Annotated in this window: 16 protein-coding genes, 1 tRNA gene and 3 pseudogenes; 7 read left to right on the forward strand and 13 right to left on the reverse strand. The window is 39.4% G+C overall.

Annotated elements, in window-relative coordinates; genetic code table 11:
- Positions 1-512 precede the first annotated feature (512 nt).
- Positions 513-4,055: a DEAD/DEAH box helicase gene (locus AB8618_RS11070; protein ID WP_409423573.1), complete on the reverse strand. Its 3,543-nt coding sequence runs from the start codon at positions 4,053-4,055 to the stop codon at positions 513-515.
- A complete protein-coding gene (locus tag AB8618_RS11075) occupies positions 4,039-4,812 on the reverse strand; it encodes a Hachiman antiphage defense system protein HamA (protein ID WP_063359232.1) in 774 nt (257 codons plus the stop codon). The genes AB8618_RS11070 and AB8618_RS11075 overlap by 17 nt, the downstream gene beginning before the upstream one ends.
- A 783-nt stretch (positions 4,813-5,595) precedes the next feature.
- Between AB8618_RS11075 and AB8618_RS11080 the strand changes: the two genes are divergently transcribed.
- A complete protein-coding gene (locus tag AB8618_RS11080; protein WP_303430809.1) occupies positions 5,596-5,982 on the forward strand; it encodes a hypothetical protein in 387 nt (128 codons plus the stop codon).
- 547 nt (positions 5,983-6,529) lie between these two features.
- On the opposite strand, the gene AB8618_RS11085 is transcribed toward AB8618_RS11080, so the two are convergent.
- From AB8618_RS11085 to rlmE, 9 genes and pseudogenes are all read right to left on the reverse strand, one after another.
- On the reverse strand, positions 6,530-7,672 hold the full coding sequence (locus AB8618_RS11085) for a hypothetical protein (RefSeq protein WP_409423574.1): 1,143 nt from the start codon (positions 7,670-7,672) through the stop codon (positions 6,530-6,532).
- 311 nt (positions 7,673-7,983) lie between these two features.
- Positions 7,984-8,751, reverse strand: a complete 768-nt coding sequence (locus AB8618_RS11090) for a hypothetical protein (RefSeq protein WP_303430807.1) — start codon at positions 8,749-8,751, stop codon at positions 7,984-7,986.
- Positions 8,752-9,221: 470 nt separating this feature from the next.
- Positions 9,222-9,306, reverse strand: a tRNA-Leu gene (locus tag AB8618_RS11095).
- A 77-nt stretch (positions 9,307-9,383) separates the two neighbouring features.
- Positions 9,384-9,737 carry a preprotein translocase subunit SecG gene (gene secG / locus AB8618_RS11100; protein ID WP_010388009.1) on the reverse strand — a complete coding sequence of 118 codons (354 nt, stop codon included), beginning with the start codon at positions 9,735-9,737 and terminating at the stop codon, positions 9,384-9,386.
- A 1-nt stretch (position 9,738) separates the two neighbouring features.
- Positions 9,739-10,488: a triose-phosphate isomerase gene (gene tpiA / locus AB8618_RS11105; protein WP_413402735.1), complete on the reverse strand. Its 750-nt coding sequence runs from the start codon at positions 10,486-10,488 to the stop codon at positions 9,739-9,741.
- Between the two features lie 72 nt (positions 10,489-10,560).
- A complete protein-coding gene (gene glmM / locus AB8618_RS11110) occupies positions 10,561-11,907 on the reverse strand; it encodes a phosphoglucosamine mutase (protein ID WP_418157303.1) in 1,347 nt (448 codons plus the stop codon).
- Entirely contained in the window at positions 11,907-12,752 is an 846-nt protein-coding gene (gene folP, locus AB8618_RS11115; RefSeq protein WP_413402737.1) for a dihydropteroate synthase, read from the reverse strand. Before folP ends, glmM begins: the two co-directional genes overlap by 1 nt.
- 105 nt (positions 12,753-12,857) lie before the next feature.
- Positions 12,858-14,831, reverse strand: a complete 1,974-nt coding sequence (gene ftsH, locus AB8618_RS11120; protein ID WP_413402739.1) for an ATP-dependent zinc metalloprotease FtsH — start codon at positions 14,829-14,831, stop codon at positions 12,858-12,860.
- Positions 14,832-14,897: 66 nt separating this feature from the next.
- A pseudogene (gene rlmE, locus AB8618_RS11125) lies at positions 14,898-15,526 on the reverse strand (23S rRNA (uridine(2552)-2'-O)-methyltransferase RlmE).
- Positions 15,527-15,614: 88 nt separating this feature from the next.
- Here rlmE and yhbY point away from each other — a divergent pair.
- The gene (yhbY, locus tag AB8618_RS11130) at positions 15,615-15,923 is read left to right on the forward strand and encodes a ribosome assembly RNA-binding protein YhbY (RefSeq protein ID WP_409423578.1); all 309 of its coding nucleotides are present in this window, start codon (positions 15,615-15,617) and stop codon (positions 15,921-15,923) included.
- A gap of 43 nt (positions 15,924-15,966) precedes the next feature.
- Here the strand turns inward: yhbY and AB8618_RS11135 are convergent, their stop codons facing one another.
- Together AB8618_RS11135 and AB8618_RS11140 are read right to left on the reverse strand one after the other, a co-directional pair.
- Entirely contained in the window at positions 15,967-16,458 is a 492-nt protein-coding gene (locus tag AB8618_RS11135; RefSeq protein ID WP_409423579.1) for a SixA phosphatase family protein, read from the reverse strand.
- Positions 16,455-17,608 (reverse strand): annotated as a pseudogene (locus tag AB8618_RS11140) (serine hydrolase domain-containing protein). The gene AB8618_RS11135 and the pseudogene AB8618_RS11140 overlap by 4 nt, the downstream one beginning before the upstream one ends.
- A gap of 115 nt (positions 17,609-17,723) precedes the next feature.
- Between AB8618_RS11140 and AB8618_RS11145 the strand changes: the two are divergent.
- The 5 genes and pseudogenes from AB8618_RS11145 to AB8618_RS11165 all read left to right on the forward strand — a co-directional run bounded on the left by AB8618_RS11145 (position 17,724) and on the right by AB8618_RS11165 (position 22,317).
- A pseudogene (locus AB8618_RS11145) lies at positions 17,724-18,532 on the forward strand (hypothetical protein).
- 406 nt (positions 18,533-18,938) lie between these two features.
- A complete protein-coding gene (locus AB8618_RS11150) occupies positions 18,939-19,796 on the forward strand; it encodes a MipA/OmpV family protein (protein ID WP_409423580.1) in 858 nt (285 codons plus the stop codon).
- The gene (locus tag AB8618_RS11155) at positions 19,786-20,172 is read left to right on the forward strand and encodes a DUF3019 domain-containing protein (protein WP_413402746.1); all 387 of its coding nucleotides are present in this window, start codon (positions 19,786-19,788) and stop codon (positions 20,170-20,172) included. Before AB8618_RS11150 ends, AB8618_RS11155 begins: the two co-directional genes overlap by 11 nt.
- Before the next feature lie 63 nt (positions 20,173-20,235).
- A complete protein-coding gene (locus AB8618_RS11160; RefSeq protein ID WP_413402748.1) occupies positions 20,236-20,940 on the forward strand; it encodes a response regulator in 705 nt (234 codons plus the stop codon).
- 87 nt (positions 20,941-21,027) lie between these two features.
- Complete coding sequence (locus AB8618_RS11165) at positions 21,028-22,317, forward strand: ATP-binding protein (RefSeq protein WP_413402750.1); 1,290 nt, start codon at positions 21,028-21,030, stop codon at positions 22,315-22,317.
- Positions 22,318-22,365: the final 48 nt, after the last annotated feature.

Consider the following 22,365-nt stretch of genomic DNA (forward strand, 5'->3'; position numbering starts at 1 on the left):
CAGTATTCTTTTATAAACACCAACAATTGAAATATAGAGTGTTCTACTCAATGTTCAACATTAATCCAAAAAGAGTTGTTTAATATTTTAAATTTCAGACACAAAAAAACCAGTAACATTGCTGTTACTGGTTTTTATATTTGGTGCGGATGGGGGGACTTGAACAGTCACTTCACCTTCAAATGCCCTAATATACTGGCACTCCAGATTTAATACCTAGCATATTGAGGTATGAGAAGGTGTAACGATGATCCAATAGTGATCCAAATAATTTTGCTATTGATAATATTTAAAACGGCATTTTGAAGCCTAATGACCATAGCCTGCTTATAAGTGCTAATGTGTTATGAAAGCGGCATTCTTTCAATTAATTTACAATTTTCATAACTAATAAATACCCCATATTTCTAATTTTTTGGTATCTATTTGGTATCTATTTGGTATCTAGTACATTAGTTAATATACAAAAGTATCGGTTCAGTTTATATCACTAGTTAAGCATATGAACTGACTTAATTAGCTTCTTTATCAAATGGCGATGTACCTGCTCCCCAAAAAGTCACTTGTAAAAAGTTATTGTCTCTAACTTCAGTTCTATAAACTCCAGTCTCTAACAAGACGTACCGTTCACGAAGCGAGCCTATAATATCCCCTTCACTATTTAGTACCTTCGTGTTACCAACACCTTCATTGTGTAACTTCACTAAATCTCCAATATTAACTGTTGAACCTTGTTCCCAATTTACTGAAATATTAACAGCAGTTCCTTTCCAAATAATATCGGATTTCGGTTTGAATTCACCAATAAATACTTTCCAAAGTTTGGCTGTGTTTTCACTAATTAATTCTATTGTTGATATGTATACTTTAAGTCCATCAGACGAAAGCCATTGTTTTAACTCACGGCTGTTCGAAAAAGATGCATTGGTCACTTGGATAGCATTTATAGCTTCTAGTCTCGAACTAAAACCTGCTTGCATCAACATCGCAGCACTTCTATTCAAACTTCCATTTTCAACAGCGGGAATAATTAAACCTACTTCGAAATCCTCAATTGTCATTCCGTCATAAATAATGTCGTTATTAGCAATTGCCCGTACCCTCAGAGCTTCTAATCCCCAAGGCAAACGATAGACCAGCCCATCTTCAATAAAGCTAAGAGTATTATCAATATCTTCAAAGCCACGATCTCTAAGTGCTTCACCTTTTAACCAAGCTTCAAGTATTGCAGGCCAATCATTTGGTAAAATATTTGGTGTGAAAGGAGGTACTTCAAATAATAATCTAGCTAATGAAGTTATTGCCGACGTCGCTTCCTCAGCATTTCCTTCAAGAATATATGCATTGGCTTCTACCAATAGCGCATTTGCTTGCGGCGCTATTTCATCTAGCTTTTGACCAGTAGCTAAACCTACACCAGCTAGAAAATATCCTTTTCTTTGTAGAGGAGTAGTATTACTCCAAATATGCTTGCCTCTTTGAGCTAAAAAATCTTTAAACAACCCTTGTAATTCACTTTCTTGTCTCGCAAGTCTCCTTTGTAACAAAGAAGAACCTAGCAGATCATCAAGTACAGCAGGAATTTCTTCAATCGTTACTTCTTCATTTCCAAGCATACTTAATAATGCAGTGTCTAAATTGACCAAGTGCCTATTCCATGCATTTCTATTTTCGTCAATTTGCTCTTCTGACTCATTTATTACAGCTGGAAAATCCCAAACACTTGTATTATTCATCAGATATTCGGTAACTTCCTCAATGGACTGAGTTTGCAAACTACTGGCTATCCTAACTATAAAGGAAGCTATCAACCTAAATAGCCCACTTTCCATGTTTCGGTCAGTTGCACTTCCAGCTAATGACCTCCATTTTCGTTTTCTCCAATCATGTCGATCAAAAACAGGGTGAAGAACGATTCCATGTGTATCAACAAATGCTCGGCCAGCTCTTCCAATCACATTTTTAAATTCAGAAGCATCTATTAATTTTCCACTTCGATACAATGAATGAACGATTACCGCAGTAGCTGCGAGATTCAATCCTTGAGCTAGCGTAGGTGATGAAACGGTTATTTTAAGGACTCCCTCTCTCAGAAGGTTTTCCATTTCCTTTCTAAAAGGTGTCGGCAGTGCTCCATGATGAACTGCAACGCCAATTTTTAAGCATTCCAATATAGGATGGTTTTCACCTAGCCATTCACTTCCCAGTGTATCAGCTAGCTCTATTTTTGACTCAGGGACACTTAAAACAGACTCCAAGGCTCCTCGTTTATTTAAATCTACAATCGCTTCGGCAAATCCATCTACAGAATTTCTCTGAGGACAATAAATCAAGACTGTGTGATTATCTTCAGCCAACTTCCAAGCTGAGGCCAAAGTTAACTCTTGAGCATTTTTAGGAAATTCTCTTTGTCTATACCCAGGGTTGGGTAAAGGGGGTACGATAGGAGTAATAAAACTTGGAATGAAAGGTTGCTCACCTCCAATTGTAAAGTCAATCCGTGCAGAGTTCTCACGCCAAACTATTTCACCAAACCTTAGATCAGTTGGTCGCCAGTTGGATTGTATAGCATCACCTTCACTGTCTTGCCTAAGCCAGCCCACAAAGTCTTCAAATTGGTCGCCACTAGGTAAAATTGCAGAAAGGCAGACTATTCTTCGCTCATTGCTATCTTGACGTTTAAGTAGCCTCTGAATCTGAACTTCGTAATTTATCTCTCTCTCATTTAAGCCAATCATGTGGCCTTCATCTAAAATCACAAGCCCAACATCATCAATTAGTGATGCATCATTCCTTAAAGCAAAATCAAGCTTTTCTGGCGTACCTACGACAATATCTTGTGTTCGCAGAACATCTTGTTCGAAGTCACTAGTCCCAATACTCCCGTACAATGATGAGATTGTTTTACCTAAAGGTAAAAATGTTCTTCTAAGAGATGCTTCAGTTTGCGCTGAAAGCGCCCTTAGTGGGGTAATGAATAATACTCGCTTTCCAATAGCTAAACATCGAAGAATTGATAGCTCTGCAACCCTTGTTTTACCCGCACTCGTCGGTAACGACACAACAAGATGATCGCTATCATCTACCGCTCTTTTCGCACCCTCTATTTGCGAAGGCCATAGATCAATTTCTGCTTTATTTCGTTTAAATAGTGACGTTATAAATAGCCAGCGCAATAAATTCCAGTCTGTATCATGCCCATCATTTTGTGGGCCAGGCAGTATTTGATGAAAACTAGAATCCCAGAGTTCTTTTAGTAAATGCTTTGTTATTCTTAATACCCACCACTGAGGCAATAAGTTTAATTCTCCACATACTGTCAAGCTCACATCAATTCGACTTATAGCACGTTCTATTAAATTTGAATTTCCTGTTTCGAGTGCAAATAAAAACTCAAAAATAGATGAATAATAATTATCAGTAATTGCTTTCTGAATAATGGGTAACTCAATAGAAGAGATACCATAATCTTCTGGCATATCTTCCGTGTTAACCATCTGACTTATTTGATTAATTTCTGTTTCCAATCTATCAGCAAGTTGCTCATCTGAACCTTCGCCAGATTCTTTCCATTGCAACACTATTGCTTCAATTTGATTAAACTGCCTTAACATTAACAATGAAAGCAATCGTTCTATATTGCTAAGATTAAGTTGCTCTAAATTACTGCTTATTAATGAGTATGCCTTCGCAGAATATCTTCCCAAATGAAAAGCTGATGATGCTAATACCCTATGAAATCCCCTTTCAGGATCTTCAGGATTACCATTATGTATAACATCTGATATTGCTGAGGCTGACTTTTCGAAAGCAGCACGGCATAACTGTTCATCACCTCCAAGTTCTCGTAAACGAATTGCTAGTGACAGTAGCGAGTAGCCGTAAGATAAAAGGTCATATGATAATTTTTCAGAAAAGCCAGGAGCACCTTCAGGTAATATTCCTTCTTTCCAAATCATTGAACGCGCTAAGCCTCGTTCTGATAAACGCCCCCGAAAGCCTAAGGTTATAGCTTCATTGATCAGCGATTCTATTTCTTCAATTGTTGAGGCCATCTATCACTCCTTGATACACACCTTCAATTAACTCTTGATGATTAACAACCCTAAAACCAACAGAACTTTGTTTTATATTTCCATCATAATTATCAAAAGCTTCTTTTTGCAAAGTAGCAGGGTTAGATGCAGTAAATGTAAATAGTAAATGTTCGACTTGATTCGTTCTAATACCGTCAACTAACTGAACTTTCTCAATCAAATCAGCGAGTGGCTGATTACCAGTCTCTCTTAGCCTTTCAGCAACAAACTCTAGAGCATGTGGGGCTGGCAATCCTTCATCTAAATCTAGTTCCGCGCGAGCTTCTTGTAATACTTTTCTACTCAATGCCTTATTTGCTTTAGCTTCAGCTTTAAGAAATTTAATAGATTGCCTTTGTAGATCAACAGCAATACCAATAACATCGTCACCGCGCATTGCCATATTGCGATGATCTCGCCAACGTAGTTTACGAATGGGCACTGTGTAATTCGTAGACTCTTCAATATAATCAGTAGTTATTACTTCACCTAAATCACCTGAGCGAATCTTTTTAACTTCAGGGATTTTAGTTAAAAGCTTTTGAGCAGCTGCATTTTTACCTAAACGTGCCAAAGTTCCAGCTATTGATTGTGGGTCAACATAATAATCTGGTAGTGAAGCTATTAATAAATTTTTAATACTCTCAAATTCTTCTTGTCTCAACTCTAAAGAAGTAAATTTATTTTCGTCAAGAATATGTACATTCGAATCTGACTTCCCTTCTATTGAAAGCATTTGCTATTCCTTTTTGACTTAGAATTTTTAGGACTCACGTACACACCTTGAATTATCCATTACATGCACAATCAGATGCGTGGAAAATGATTAGATTTTAATAATTAACGAGCTAATTTCCCTATTGCTTCTTGTGTGAATTCTTATTTTTCTGTGATTAATTATCTAAAATCACACTTAAGAACTTTAGGGGGCTAACGCCAACGAAAGTTCTTTCAAAACCTATCAGAATTATTAACATTTGTCACTGAGAAACAATAGTTTAAGGAACTTGGATATGGGGATTTTTAGTTTTTTGTTCGGTGATAGTGATGCAAGTAATTCCAGCGAACCATCCGTAAATGTAGATGGCTCACCAATGTGTAGAAATGTTGATATCAATGGAAACCCATATGGAGTGACGTCCACAGTTGACAGTATTGATCATACCTCGTGCTTTGATAATGATTTTTCTAGTTCGGATACCTTTGACACTTTTGATGACTCAAGTAGTTGCGGGTTTGATGATTGGTAGGTAAAACATTATCTTGATTTATTTTTTGTTTTTTTATTTGTAAGATGACTTCACCGATGCCTGGGGTATTAGCCACCTGGTGTGCGCCTAAAGATATAACCAGCTGTGACTGCAAAGGAAAATACATCAAGGACAGCCGAGTTATGAGTGCTAGCCACTTTTAACTTTAGCGTGAACGTGACGCTTATAAATGAGATAAACATGATGAATACTAGCTAATTTCCATAGCATGAACCTTGTTACTAATAGGCCAACTTCTATGAGTAACAATGATGACAGACACTATTGAGTTTTTTAAACGCTACACACGCCAATCACGAAGTCCTTGGGTTGATGTGTCGCGTGTGGTTATGATGTTTCAACCTGAGTCGAAACAAGGCATTTACTTGCACTTCGGTGAATCGGGCATTAACGGGGTTTCTCTCAGTAAAGATCTACAGTTTAGACTACCAAAGGCTTTACAAAGCCAATACATTGAAGCCAGTGATATAGAGGTTGTATTACATGTATTTGAGGAAGAAATTTCTGATTACTGTAATTACAATGTAACCACTGACGCTTTCAAACGAATCTTCTTGGTAGGTCAGCACGGGTTCTTTTCTGATGCGTCTAAAGCCGTATGGAAGAAATCATATCAGCAATTTTTGGCTAGTTAGTAAACTAGCATCGCCGCCCTGTTTGGGCGGTTTTTTACTAGGAGTTATTTAGCTTTAGAATTAGCACGGCGAGCTTCTACTTTTCTACGTGCTACTGACGCAGCCGCACTTGCACGAGCTGCAGCTCTGATTTTCTTTTGTTGTTCGCTCATAATCAATCTCCTATAAGATTGGGTTTATCATAACTAAATTTAGTCGTTAGTGCTAGATTTATCTGCCTTACGCTCTTCTACAATAGCAATACTATCGAAATGAGTATAAGCCATTCTTGCAATCACCAAACGTAAGGGTCTAGTAAAGTCTGCAAAAAACTCAAAGTTTTTCTTTTCTCCTGCAAAAATATCTTCTGTATTTCTGTATATGTTAATAACACCTAGAAAGCGATCTATGTCTTCTTTGTGCTCTTGGCTAAGCTTATAGTGTCTAGTAGCGACAGGTAAACTAACGATAGACCGACCTTTCGTGTCATTTTTAAAGTAATCAATAACCGAATTTTGTATATCTTCACTATAGTAACTGGCAGCCCTAGCCTCTTTGACTGTATTACTTATAAACTGCTCCCCCCTTTAACAATAGATTTTGGCGCTCCTATTACATTGTAATTAGTAACATCTTTATTCTCTTCCCAATACACAGGCATTATAGCATTTTCAACTGTTTCATCAGCTTCAAACACAAGTGGTTTAATATGACCCTCTCTATCAATTTCAAACAAATCCGCATTGTTTAATTTATCTGCTTTTTGCTCTACATTGATACTATAGCGCTCATCTATGTATAGTTTGAAATATGGTTTAGCACCAAAAGGAATAGCAAAACGAAGAGCCTCTGTTGTATGAGTTTCTTCAAAGTGCGAACAGATATCATCGTCGGATTTCAAACATAACATTAAGTTTGCTCGATACTTAACAGCAGTTTTTTCTGATGGATCAACATTATCATATGCTTGAGCTAGTCTGCCCAGCGCCATTAAACTACACCTAATAATTACTCTCTGTTCTTCAAGTATCTTTTCACCTTCTTGTATAGGTTTAGGTGGTAAAGATTCATCCAATAAAGAAGTATACCTATCACTCATTTCTTGAAACATATCCTCAACTATATCTGAATAATCAGCGAGTTTTTTAGCGAAATAAGGAGGAGGAGCTATTTGAATAGCGAGTCTGAGTTTTTCTGATTGATCATTTTCATGTTTCTCTCTCTCATTTTTTAATTTAACTGAGTGAGTACCATGTAAAATATAAAACAACACAATAAGTATAATTCCCACACTTATTGCCGTAAAATTTGGGGGATCATCTGCACACTGCGTTTCTGTTAAATGACATTGAATAGCACTATTTATGTCTGTAGACATAATTGAAACATAAGCACCTGCTAATATTGCAGAGACAGTCAATAACTGCGCAAAAAGGTGGCTACCAGTAAATTTTTGAACAGGGTAATTCGAATACCACTTAGTATTAGAACAATAATATAAAGCAATAATTAAAAGTATGAATTTTAATAAGCTGCCCCATTCTTTTTTAACAAACTCAATTGATAGTATTACATTTTCATGTAGCGTGAACGATGTGACAACATCGTAAGTCAGAAGTGCCAGATAACAAGTAGCAGCTAGACAAATGATTAAGTTAAGAATTGACCTAGCATTTTTGTCATTCCAAATTTTCACTAAACCACTATCCATTAACGTCTCCTCCCTCATTTTCATATTGTGAATACGTAATCATATCATAGCTATATGTAACACTATAATTTTAATAGTAAATTCATCATTAGAATTTCCCTCTTAGGTTACTATATATAAGTACAGGTTACTTTTGCGGCTTTTGCAGGTCGCGGCTCATTCAAACTTGAATGACTTACTAAAGCTGGGTATGCAAACCTCGGCACCTTTTGAGCTTTCTATGGCGGTATGCCTTGATTGTCTCTCCCTGATACAAAATAAAGGCAGGGGTACGGAATAACGTACTACCTGCCTTTTCCCAATCTATGAACTTAATAAGCCCAAAATGATTCGTATAACTCCGCTGTAAGCTGCTTGCTATAAACATACTTGATGTGCTCTTCAAAAAATGATCGTTCAAGATTGTTTTCTGGTTCATCAAAAAGCTTGTTGTGAATGCGCTCAACATCTTTGATGTATTTACGTTTATGGCTAATCATCAAAATTTTGTTCACTTTGTTTTCTTCGACAATCGCAGTTTTGTAGCGGCGGATAATGTCTAAACGATACGGGATTGTTTTTGAAGAACACTCAATCTCAAGACCTATTAACTCTTCACCATTATAAACAATGGCATCTAAGCGGCGCTTGCGCCCTGTTCCATCTTTGCTTTGCTCTGATTCGTTAATAAAGAACTGATACTCTCCAGACTTAACACCTCTAGCAACAAGGTACTGAACCATTAAATCATGGTTTAATTCTTTTTTAGGAAAACTGGAAGACTTAACTCCATATTTGAAGTTTTGCTGATGGAAGTCTTCCAACAGGCGCAACCCTGCTGGTTTTAATATAAATACCCGCTTATCTCGGCAAGAATAAACTGGCACTTCAGCGACAGCCCCCTCATTTACATATCGACGAAGCATTCTATTCACGACAGAACGGTCAAGCCCCCACAGTGCGACTAATACCGATGGGCTGGTATATCCCCAACGGAGTAACCAATCAAGCATACAGTACAATTTTGCTTGATGCCTTGCTTGTGTTGATTTCGACTGAATGTATCTCGATAAGATACCTCGTTCATATACTGTGATCATAAAACATTCCTTTGCTTCTTTTTTTATTTAATTAAGTAACAGCAAGGTATGCGAATTACCTTAAATTAGGACACCTGAGACTGATTTTTTGCAGGCAATCAGAAGAAGGTAAGAGAAACTAGCGTTTTAAACAGAACAAGAAAGAGGACAATCACTAACTCCTTGTTTCCATTGATACATCAACTACAACTGCGGCATTGATTCCATCACTGACGTTACCGATTAGCGCGACACACTTACGGTAGCCAATTAATCACGGCTAACATAAACTTAAATTGGATTGCTAAACAAATGGGTCATAGCAGCATTAAAATGTTAGAGAAGCACTATGGCCGTTGGATGGAATCTGAGATACCAGATATGGCTGCACAAGTGTCAAAGAAGCTAAAACAGAAACTAGCTTAATGATCCAATAGTGAACCATCAGAAATAAGAAAGCCCGTAACTCATTGAGTTACGGGCTTTTTATTTGGTGCGGATGGGGGGACTTGAACCCCCACGCCCGAAAGCACTACCCCCTCAAGGTAGCGTGTCTACCAATTCCACCACATCCGCATTTTTTAAGCTATTGCTTAGCGTTAAGTCTTAAAGCTAACTTGAGGAAAGAGAGCAACTTAACAATTTAAACTAAATTAATTTGGTACGTCAGAGCTTTGCTCTTTTGTAGATGTTACCGGAACATCTTCTTCAACTGGCGTCACAGTTTCAACAGCTGGAGCGGCTTCTAAATTTTCCCACTCGTCAGTCTTTTTGATTTGACCGGCAGTTAAGTTACCTAAAACAATACTTAACACGAAGAAGATCGTTGCTAAAGTTGTTGTCGTTTTCGTCATAAAGTTACCGGCTCCTGAAGAACCAAAAACAGTAGACGATGCGCCTGCACCAAATGATGAGCCCATGTCAGCGCCTTTACCTTGCTGGATCAAAACCATACCAACAAGCGCTAACGCTACAATTAAATACACTACTAATAAAATTTCGTACATCTTATACGGTCCCTTTTGCACTATTGCAGATAGCAGTGAATGATTCTGCTTTTAAACTTGCGCCACCAATTAGGCCGCCGTCTATATCTGTTTGTGCAAATAATAATTCGCTATTTTTTTCATTAACGCTACCACCATATAAGATGGTTAGCCCTTGTGCTAAATCGCTGTCTAGTGAAGCAATTTTGTCACGGATAAATTTGTGAACACTTTGTGCCTGTTCAGGCGATGCAGTCTTACCTGTGCCTATAGCCCAAACGGGCTCATATGCTATCACAGATTCTTTCAGTGCTGCTACACCTAATTTATTAATTACTGCGTCAATCTGCGCAGCAACTACCTGTTCTGTTTGCCCGTTTTCTTGCTCTATTTCGCTCTCTCCAACACATAAAATAGGCGTTAAACCTACTTGTTGTGCGCGAGCAAATTTTGCCGCTACGGTGTCGTTGCTTTCTTTATATATACTGCGGCGTTCTGAGTGACCAACCAGTACATATGTTGCACCTAATTGCTTAATTAGCTGGGCATCTACTTCACCAGTAAAGGCACCTGGCGTATTCTCTGAAACAGTTTGTGTCCCAGTAGTTACACCACTGGCGACCATTGCTGGTATCAGTGGAAACGGAGGAAATAAAACAATGCTTACTTCAGAAGATTTAACATCGTTAATAGCATCAGACAGTTGTTCAACGAGTTCTAATGAACCATTCATTTTCCAGTTGCCTGCGACCATCGCCTTGCGTGTTGCCATTTTTCCACTCCACATTAGAAAGCGGGCGAGATATTAACTCGACTCGCCCAAAGTTACAAGAGGTTATTGTTATCAATCAGTTTGTTTGCTCATAGATTCGACAACCGCTGCTATTTTTTGTGCGCTATCGATAACTATTTTTTCTTGTTCTGCTTCAACCATCACCCGTACAACAGGTTCAGTACCTGATTTACGCAACAATACGCGCCCTTTATCTGCTAAGCTTTGCTCTACTTCAGCAACTGCAGCAAGTACTTCTGGTGCTTGAGTTGGATCGGTACCGGCAGTATATCGCACGTTAATCATTTTCATTGGGTACTTAGTAAATCCAGCGCCTAAATCTTGAAGTGTACGGTTTTGAGCCACCATAGCAGCAAGCACTTGTAAGCTTGAAATAATGCCATCGCCAGTGCTAATTAAGTCTAAATTTAAAACATGGCCTGAGCTCTCACCACCAATTTTCCAACCTTTTTGCTGCAGTAGTTCCATCACATAACGGTCACCCACTTTGCTACGAGCAAAAGCAATATTTTTTGCTTTTAAGGCATTTTCTAGACCCATATTAGACATGACAGTACCAACAACCCCTCCTAAGTTGTCATCTTGGGCAGCTTGGCAGGCAATAATGTAAACTAAATCATCACCATCAAACACGCGGCCATTATGGTCTACCATCATTACACGGTCGCCATCGCCATCATAGGCAATACCTACATCCGCTTTATGCTCAAGTACTTTACGCTTTAGTGTATCTACGTGAGTTGCGCCACATTCATGGTTAATATTTACCCCATTAGGCTCACACGCATGGGTGATTACCTCAGCGCCAAGCTCTCGCATAACTGAAGGCGCTATGTGATACGTTGCACCGTTGGCACAATCTAGGACTATTTTTAGCCCCTCAAGTGATAAACCTTGTGGAAACTGACTTTTACAAAATTCAATATAGCGGCCATCAGCGCTTGATAGGCGTGTTGCTTTACCTAGCTTATCAGAGGCAACACATGTCATTGGTTCATCAAGCATGGATTCTATTTGCAGCTCTACAACATCATCTAGCTTTAAGCCTTGGCCATTAAAAAACTTAATGCCGTTATCGTAATAAGGATTATGAGATGCGCTAATCACAATACCCGCTTCTGCGCGAAACGTTTGCGCTAAATATGCAACGGCAGGCGTTGGCATAGGACCGAGTAAAATAACATCAATACCGGCTGCAATTAAACCAGACTCCAATGCAGTTTCAAGCATATAACCAGAAATACGAGTATCTTTACCAATAATGACTTTTTTTGTGCCATGTTGTGATAATACGCGCCCTGCAGCCCAGCCTAATTTCATTGCAAATTCTGGGTTAATAGGCCCTTGCCCAACTAGACCACGCACACCGTCTGTGCCAAAATATTTTCTTTCTTGCATTAAAGTACTCCTTGTTTGCAGGCTTGATATACGCCAAGCACATCTGCGGTTTCTTTTACATCATGCACACGAATAATATGCGCACCGTTTTGTGCTGCTATTAATGCGCCAGCTAAACTACCAGCTAATCTATTTTCTGTATCTCTGTTGAGTAAATTACCAATCATTGACTTACGTGATAACCCCGCCAGCAGCGGTAAGCCAAACTGGGCAAAGTCATTAAATTGAGCCAATATTTGATAATTGTGTTTAAGTGTTTTTCCAAAGCCAAAACCAGGGTCTAATATTAATTGGCTTTGTTTTATACCAGCAGTTTCGCATGCAGTGATTCGCTGGTTAAAAAAGTCATTTATCTCGCTTGCTAAATCATTATAGTGAGGGTTGTTTTGCATACTTCGCGGTTGTCCTTGCATATGCATTAAGCACACGACCACGTCAGGATAGTGAGCAACCACCTCTAATGCACCAGGTTCTTGTAATGCTCGCACATCATTAACAATATCCGCACCAGCTTCAATGGCTTGACGCATGACTTCGGCTTTACTGGTATCGATTGAAATAACGCAATCACTTTCCTCACGTATAGCCTTAATAATCGGAATTACGCGCTGTAGTTCGTCTTCAAGGCTAACATCGGGGGCACCTGGGCGTGTTGATTCGCCGCCAATATCTAGAATAGTCGCGCCATCATCAAGTAATTGCATCGCATGATTTAGCGCAGCTGTCGTATTAAAAAACTGGCCACCATCCGAAAATGAATCAGGAGTAACGTTTACTATTCCCATAATAATGGGCTCGCTGAGATCAAGCGTTCGACCACGCGCAAGGTTAATTTTATTATTCATCGCTAACCTTAAAATGTGTTTGTTGAGTGTAATTTGGGTTAATCACAGCAAACTGGTACAAAAAAGCCCCGAACTTCGGGGCTTTTGGATACGTTATTTTAACGATTATTCAGCTTTATCATCAAGGTTTGTTTCATCTTTTTTAGACTCATCTTTTTTAGAGTCGTCGTTTTTAGATTCGCTAGTTGGTTTTTGGATTTCATCAACTGCTTTATCTTTAGAAACATCTTCTTTTTCTGGTTTAGCTTCATGACGGTCATGCGCATCACGTGGTTCACGTACTGGCTGACGCGCCATTAAATCATCAATTTGTTTCGCATCGATAGTTTCATACTTCATCAGTGCATCTTTCATGGCATGCAAAATATCTATATTTTCTTTCAATATTGATTCTGCACGTTGATAGTTGCGGTCTGAGAACAAGCGTACTTCTGTATCAATTACTTTGGCTGTTTCATCCGACATGCTCATAGAACGACCACCGCCGCCACCCATGTACATTTCGTTTTGATCTTCAGCATAAAGTAATGGACCTAACTTTTCGCTTAAGCCCCATTGTGTAACCATTTTGCGAGCAATGTCAGTTGCACGTTCGATATCGTTACTTGCACCGGTAGTTACTTTGTCTTCACCATAAATAATGGCTTCAGCAATACGGCCACCATAGAGGCTAGAAATCATAGATTCAAGCAGTTCTTTAGAATGGCTAACACGGTCTTGCTCTGGTAAATACATTGTCACACCTAGCGCACGGCCACGTGGAATAATAGATACTTTATAAACCGGATCGTGCTCAGGCACCATACGACCTACAATGGCATGACCTGCTTCATGGTAAGCCGTCATTTCTTTTTCTTGCTCGCTCATCACCATGGTCTTACGTTCAGCACCCATCATGATTTTATCTTTTGCAGCGTCAAATTCAGCCATACTAACAACACGCTTATTACCACGAGCTGCATAAAGAGCGGCCTCATTCACTAAATTAGCAAGATCAGCCCCTGAGAAACCAGGTGTACCACGTGCAATCACTGCTGCTTCAACGTTATCACCTAAAGGTACTTTACGCATGTGTACTTTTAGGATTTGTTCACGACCACGAATATCTGGTAAACCAACTACAACTTGACGGTCAAAACGACCAGGACGAAGTAATGCTGGGTCTAAAACATCAGGGCGGTTAGTCGCAGCAATAACGATAATACCTTCATTACCTTCAAAGCCATCCATTTCAACTAGCATTTGGTTAAGCGTTTGCTCACGTTCATCGTGACCGCCGCCCATACCTGCGCCACGTTTACGCCCTACCGCATCGATTTCATCAATGAAAATGATACAGGGTGCTGCTTTTTTAGCTTGTTCGAACATGTCACGTACACGTGATGCACCTACACCCACAAACATTTCAACAAAATCAGAACCTGAAATAGTAAAGAATGGCACTTTTGCTTCACCAGCAACCGCCTTCGCAAGCAAGGTTTTACCCGTACCAGGAGGGCCAACCATAAGTACGCCCTTAGGAATGCTGCCACCTAATTTTTGGAACTTAGAGGGGTCGCGTAAAAAGTCCACCAGCTCGGTTACATCGTCTTTGGCTTCATCACAGCCAGCTACATCAGCAAAAGTCGTTTTGACTTGATCTTCACTCATTAAGCGGGCCTTACTCTTACCAAATGACATGGCGCCTTTGCCACCGCCACCTTGCATCTGACGCATGAAGAAAATCCACACACCAATTAGCAGAATCATAGGGAACCAAGAAATGAAAATACTTGCTAAAAACGATTGTTCCTCAGGTTTTACACCTTTGACATTTACATCGCTTTTTAACAAATCATTTAAAATATCTTTATCATAGATCGGCATAATCGTTTGAAAACGCTCGCCGCTATTTTTTATGCCAGTAATTGTGCCACTGCCACTTTCAATAGACACTTCTTGTATAGAGCCACTGCGGGCATCTTTAACAAATTGACTGTAACTTGTTTGACGATCAACTTGATCGCCGCCATTAAAGCTCTGAAATACTGACATAAGCACAACTGCAATAACCAGCCAGAGTATTAGATTTTTCGCCATATCGCTCAAGGGGTTAACCTCTTGTATCCAATTAATTTAAATTCAACTAAACGCCAAGCAACTGTACTACAGTTTGTATCCAGTCGCTACTATATATACTTCCCGAGAACGGGGACGCGAGGCATCCGGTTTACGTATCTTCACTGCTTTAAAACTATTACGTACATCTTGCAAATATTGATCAAAGCCTTCACCTTGGAATACTTTAACAATAAACGCGCCATTTTTCTTTAAAACTTGGTGGCACATATCAAGTGCAAGCTCAACTAAGTACATGCTACCCGCCTGATCAACCGAGTTATTACCACTCATGTTAGGTGCCATATCAGACAATACCACATCTACATTTTTACCATCAATGCGTTTTAACAATGCATCAAGTACGGCCTCTTCACGAAAGTCACCTTGTAAAAAGTCAACACCCGCTAATGAATCCATAGGTAAAATATCACACGCAACCACTTGGCCTTTGTCACCTACTTTTTCTGCTAAGTATTGTGACCAACTCCCTGGGGCTGCGCCTAAATCAACCACTGTCATTGCTGGACGCAATAATTTATCTCTGTTTTGGATTTCGTCTAATTTGAAAACAGCTCGAGAGCGCCAGCCTTTTTTTGCGCTTCTTGAACATATTTATCATCAAAATGTTCTTTAAGCCAACGCTGTGAACTGGCTGACTGTTTTTTATTTGTCATAAATTAACACGCAACTAATTAGTAATATTCTCTAGATGGCGTTAGAATACCCTTAATTCAAGCCATATTCAGCAAAATTTGTAATATCATGACATTATCAAACAAACAAAAGCAGTTTTTAAAAGGTCAGGCACATAGCCTTAAGCCTGTAGTTTTACTAGGTTCTAACGGTTTAACCGAAGGCGTAGTAGTTGAAATCCAAAGCGCATTAGAAATTCACGAATTAATTAAAGTGAAAGTGCCAACTGACGATCGTGAAACCAAAAAGCTTATTTTTGATGCCATAGTTCGCGAAACAGGAGCTACTAAACTACAAACAATCGGCCATACGATTGTGCTTTACCGTCAAAGCCCTGAGAAAAAATTCAGTTACCTCGCGGCTAACAACCCGTTATAAATGATACAAAAAAACCAGCCGTGGCTGGTTTTTTTATATAGAATTAAAAATTCATTATTCGCAACTTTGCTCTGTAGTTACCATCCTCAAACTTACTCAGCAAATAATAGTGACCGAACTGCCCCTCATTCATATTTTCAATAGTTTGGTTACTCAATAACGAAGCCAATTGCGGTGTGGTATTACTATGCCCTACAACCACCACAACACCATTTTGTGCTAACAACTGATTTTTCAATGTCGTTAAATCAGCAGCATTATAAGTTATAACTATAACATTAAAATACCTAGCTAAAGGCGCTGCAGTACTTAATGTTCGGTTATAGTTACTACTGTATAACGTAATGTCTGGGTGGGCTTTAACTAGCGAAACCAAATACTCAGCACGTGCTTGCCCTCGCTCTGTTAAAAATGGATCATTGCCTGTTTGTTTTTCACTATGGCGAAACAAATAAAGCTGTTCAGGCGCAGAAAAAGCAGGGTGGCACAGCAGTAATAGTAATACTGCCCATGCTGACTTTATCAATGTACTCATTGTTTTTTACCTCGTTTGTATGCCAATAAACGGTCTATGAACTCTGTAGTAAGCTCATTAATTAGCCCAGTTTCTGCATTTAAAATTAAACTAAACCCTACATTTAAGTGCGGAAAAACCACTAAATCACTGCGGTACCCTTGTACCCAGCCGCTATGATAATAAAGCGTTTCATCATCATAGTCATACACGCGCCAACCTAGCCCATAGTAGGCTTCGTTCATATGCTCTCGCCAGACTCGTCGGTAACGTTCTTTTTTGGTATGCGTGTATGGCCGTGTTTGGGTAGCTAGTGCGTCTAGTGATAATACTGCTGGATATTGCCCTAATTGCGCATTTAACCAAATAGCCATATCTGACGCACTGGCGTTAACCCCTGCCGCGGGTGCTACTTTGTAATAGTTCTTTTTTAAACGGGCGCTATACCAACGCTTTTTGCCACGCACATGAGGGTGTGCATAGTTATTATCTTGCACCATGGCATCATAACCTAAACTAGCATCATTCATTTCTAAAGGGGTAAAAAACGCGTCATTAAGCCACTGGGTATAGGTTTTTTTAGTACTTTGTAAAATCACATCATCTATTAAGCTAAACATCACGTTTTGATAACCATAACAATCACCAGGGTCACAAATAGGTTTGACACTTAATAGCTTTTCAACAATATCCTCATAGCCCATTCGCGATTCGATTAAGTTATCGTAAGCGTTGGGCACTAACCCACTAGAATGGCTTAGAATATGAAAGACTTTTAAATCATCTTTATAGTCAGTTTGCTTAAAATCAGCTAAGTAGTGACTAACAGGTAAATAAAGGTCGAGTAACTGTTCATTTGCGAGTTTAGCCGCTAACGACCCTGCAAATGTTTTCGATACGGAGGCTAAACGAAATCGAGTGTGCGGGTTGATTTTTTGCCCACCGCGCACCTTTGTATTGCCCATAGTATGGATGAAGTCACGCGCTTGTGAGTTGACAATGGATAGCGCCCCTCCTGGGATTTTTTTTATTTTTAGTTTTTTTCTGTATAGCGTCCATAACTTTTAACAAATGCTTCCCAATCAGGATCTGTGCTTGCGCTCGCCTGTAAATGCGTCCCGATAAGGAGCACGGCAAAAAAGTAAAAGGGTAAGGTGTTAAAATACTTCATTCTTAGCTAATTTTTCTTTTTTAGTCATAATCGACCGTTATAATATCATGAACTTTTACTCGGACTAACGTACAATATGTCCGATTAATGGCTTTTGAGTGGATGTAAAATATTTATGCGTTTTTTAGTTGTATCACTTTTTATAATATCAGCGTCAGGTTGTGCTGTCGTTAAACAACCCGCAGAACCTTTAGTTATGCCTGCAAAGCCTATGCTCAAGAGCCAAACTTACCAGTTAAAGTATGAAGCTGAGCATGCTTCACCAAAAGTGAAGTCGGTGCAATTACCCGCCCACAACGTGAAAAAAATCAAACTGTTAGAGTAATCGTAGACCGTGCAAGTGTTACCGACACTTTGGTCTCTCAAATAAGCCAAGCCTTAATTGATAAACAGCTTAAGGTGACCACTAGCGAGAATAGCGATTATACGTTAGCAATTCATCAAGTTGATCTAGAATTTATAGATGACGCTAAGTACACCCTAGCGCAACCAGAAAAACCATATTCATTATTTTCAAAAGTAGCCCAGCAATTTCCCTCGCAACAATGCGCCAATATATTAGCCCAAGTTAGTATGCGACTTACTCACAAAGCATCGGGCGATGTGGTGTGGTTTGCTAAATCATCAATTGATAGTGCAAGCTTCCATCGTGAACCCCTTGTTTATAGCTTTAGCGAAGAAAAGAAGATCACTAATGAGCTGGAAGTTGTTGCATTTATACATATGCACAACACCGAGCAGGCTCGCCTAAAGCGAGCTGAACTTAATAGTGAAGTAACGGCCCCTGCGTATAAAACCATTACGAAACTGAGTCGTTTAACTAAATTAAATGGCCCATGTACACGCACCGAAATAAGTGCCCTCACTCCCATGATGCAATTTTACTTAAGCAGTATTCTTATTGATAAAATTAAAGTTCAGTAGTTGTTAGGACGAACGCTACATTTTTTTACAGATTTAGCCAAGAGTTTGACAATATACTAGGGTCTGTTGACCTTTCTAGGTTAAATTTGCAGCAGCCTGTTTGGTATTCAGGCAAGGCAGAGCCTATGTGGTGTGGTTATTCCCCATAAATAGGCGATAACGCAGCATCAATACCAAACAGGCGCTGCCCGAAGGGTTCTGTCTAGGGGCGATTTACTCTTTGTTGCCTACATGGATGTAGGTAAGGGGCGTGAGCAGGACGCGAAAGCTTTACTCGGTTTTGACTTAGCCCACTAGGTTACAAACCTCGCGCCGCGATTAAACCGCCCCTAGCTTGAATAAATATTAATCCGCAAAGGTCAACAGACCCTTGCCTCTTTAGCAAACTCTAATTAAGGTTCCAAGGATGACGTATACTTCTCTTAAACAGTCTTTTGGTTGTGCGGCCTTATTAGTTGCCGCTATTTTTAGTGCCCAAAGCAGCGCCAGTAATCGTTACTATGCCGATAACACTTTGGAACCCACCACTGGGTTTGCCTGGGATTGGAGCGCTGGCGCAGGTTATTACATTGAAGACTCTTATTTAGTTGGCATGAACTCCTATGATGTTGGTGCAGAACTAGATTTGAGTATTGCAGTTTCTTACGATAATTTTTATCTAGATTTTGACCATAATCAGCTCAGCGGTGGACTTGTTTTAGGCTATAGCTTAATTAACAAATATGATTGGGGCCTTGATTTATTAGGTACCAATATTCAAGCGGGGTTCGATGAGCAAGGTTTAGGCTTTTATAACGACGGGGTAATTGATCCACTGCGTGGTATAAAAAAGCGTAACTATGATTTTGATACCGGCCTGCGATTAACACGCCGATTTGAAAACTCACAAGTTTCTCTTGAATACTTACATGATATAAGCGGTGCTCATAATGGTTGGGTCGCCAATGTGTTTTTCAGTCATATTCAACCTTGGCGCAATTGGGAGTTTCGCTCTGGTATTGGTCTAAGTTCCTATTCTGCTGATTTTACAAACTATTATTTTGGTATTGATAGCGATGAAGCAAACGCAGCCCGCCCTATTTATAATACCGATGCTAGTACCAGTATTATGTTTGAATTTCATGCTGAATATCCAATTAATCAGGATTGGGTCTTTTTAGCGGGCTGGTTAACCACATGGTTTTCAAAAGAAATTGATGACAGCCCAATTATTTCTCAAGGATATCAACACAAAGCCAAGGTAGGCCTGCGTTATGTACTCTAGATTTTTTTACTGTTTGTTGTTTACATACTCAGGCTCTTTGCTTGCAACCACAACACAACCTCCCATTGAGCTTACTGCCGTTCCGGATACCTGTGTCGCCTTACGTGAAGGACGCCACTGTTACGCCGATGTAGTCTTGTCATGGCAACAACCAGAAGTTGGAAATTACTGTTTACGCGATGCGACTTCAAAGTACATTATGCAGTGCTGGCTTAAACAGCGACAAGGCTCATTTAATTATGCTTTTGACTCAACACAAAGCATTTCATTTGAGTTATTTGATAGTAATACATCAAAAGTTATTGCTGTAAGCGAAGTAAAACTACAATGGGTGTATCAAAATAGGCAAAAAAAACGGCGCTGGCGATTATTTTAAATCAGCCACTATCATAAACATTTTACTAGCTAAAACATCACTTTAGGTATAAGAAGAAAGCTTATGGATAATTACGGTACTATTTTACTGGTTGAAGATGATATCTCTCTTGCACAATGGGTGACTGAGTATTTAACTGAGCAAGGTTATATTGTGCATGTATGTCATCGTGGTGATGAGGTCGTAAGCCAAGTAAAGCATTTAAACCCACAGCTTATTTTGTTAGATATTATGTTACCAGGACTTGATGGTATTAGTGTATGCCGTGAGCTACGTAGCTTTTATAAAGCGCCTATAATTATGCTCACCGCACGAGATGAAGAAATGGATGAGGTCATTGGACTTGAAGTCGGTGCCACCGATTACATTATAAAACCTGTTCGCCCTCGTTCATTGCTTGCCCGTATTAAGTCAGCTTTACGTTACAGCAACGACATACCTAAAACTGATGCTCAAGCGAGTATGATCAATATTGGTCAATTAAGTATTAATACCGAATCTCGCAACGTTACACTCAACCAGCAAGATGTGAACATTTCAAGCGCAGAGTATTTATTACTGCACTATTTAGCCAGCAATGCCGGGCAAGTTGTATCGCGTGATGCGGTATTTAAAGCAACCAAAGGTAGGGAGTATGACGGCCTAGATAGAAGCGTTGATGTGCTGATCTCTGCTTTGCGTAAAAAGTTTAACGATGATCCGCAAAAACCTGAAAAAATAAAAACTATTTGGGGGCGTGGCTACTTGTTCGTGATAACTGCATGGTAACTTACAAAATTTGACTCTATACAAATAACAAGCCCTGTAATATTGAAGATTATTTTAAACATGCGCTATTAATATGGAATAGCATCAATGAAAAAGTTTTATATTTCACTACTGGGCAGTGCGCTGCTTTCAATTATTGTTTTAGGTTGGCTTATTGATGCATTTAGCCAACAAACACGAGCGCCACTAGATGAGTTTGGCGTACAAAGTCAAATTATTGTCGGTTTAAGTAAACAACTCATGGCAATAAACCCACAGGCACGCCCAGAACAGGTAACTCAATTAGCCAAAGATTTTAATCTGACTCTTAACTACAAATTAAACCAGTCGCTCGCATTACCACCAGCCCTATTAGATAAAATGCAAACCCAAGGCGGGTTAATACTCGAGGACGAGCAAGGCTTTTACATGCTCTACACTAATGATGCATTAAGCCCGTATCATTTAACCATGCGTCTAGATAAGCCTTATGAGAGCACACAACGAAACGACATAATTTTAACTTTGTTATTTTATACTGGCTTATGTGTTTTTATGGGCTTTATTATTACCCCTTTAGCAAAACGCCTCACAGTATTAAATGATGCGGCAAAACAGTTCGCATCCGGTAATGTTAAAGCCCGAATTAAGCCCTCTCGCTTTACCTATATAAAAGATGTGGAACTGACCTTTAACCGCATGGCAAGTCAAATTGAAAAGTTGGTTGCTGAAAATAAACTGATGGCCTCAAGTCTATCCCATGATATTAGAACCCCAATAGCCTGCTTACGCTTTGGTGTTGACGCTGCACTTGATAGCTATGATGAAAGTAAAATAAAGCATTACTTAACCCGCATGGAAACCGATTTGGACCATATGGAGTCAATGTTAAAAAGCTATTTAGCGTTTGCTACTTTAGAACAGAATGCCAATAAACTTACTTACTCATCAGCAAACCTTAAACAATACCTCAGTGATATTGTGTTACAGCTTGAACCACGAGTAACCGCACGCTCGCTTAATATTTCCTTAGAGTGCGATGATCATACTATTTTTGCTGACTTACATTGGCTAGCAAGAGCGATCGCTAATTTAATTAATAATGCCTGCGATTTTGCACATCATCACATTAAAGTAACCGCCTCGCTACAAGAGCACACTCTAGTCATCAGTATTGCCGATGATGGCCCAGGAATAGCTCAAGAAAACAATCATAAAGTATTTAGCCCGTTCTTCCGTGAGCGCAGCCACCGTAATCGCAGTGACAACAGTTACGGGCTAGGATTGGCTATCGTTGCCAAAGTAGCCGATTGGCATCATGGCTCGGTAAAAGTGAGTAAAAGTGAGCACCTTGGTGGGGCCTGCTTTACGCTTACGATTGCGCGGTTTAGATATTAATCAAACAAGTACCATCCGTTCTAACTAACGCAATATAATTAAAGAAAT

Origin of the sequence: Pseudoalteromonas sp. RW-H-Ap-1 (assembly GCF_048318575.1) — a bacterium.
Classification (GTDB): domain Bacteria; phylum Pseudomonadota; class Gammaproteobacteria; order Enterobacterales; family Alteromonadaceae; genus Pseudoalteromonas.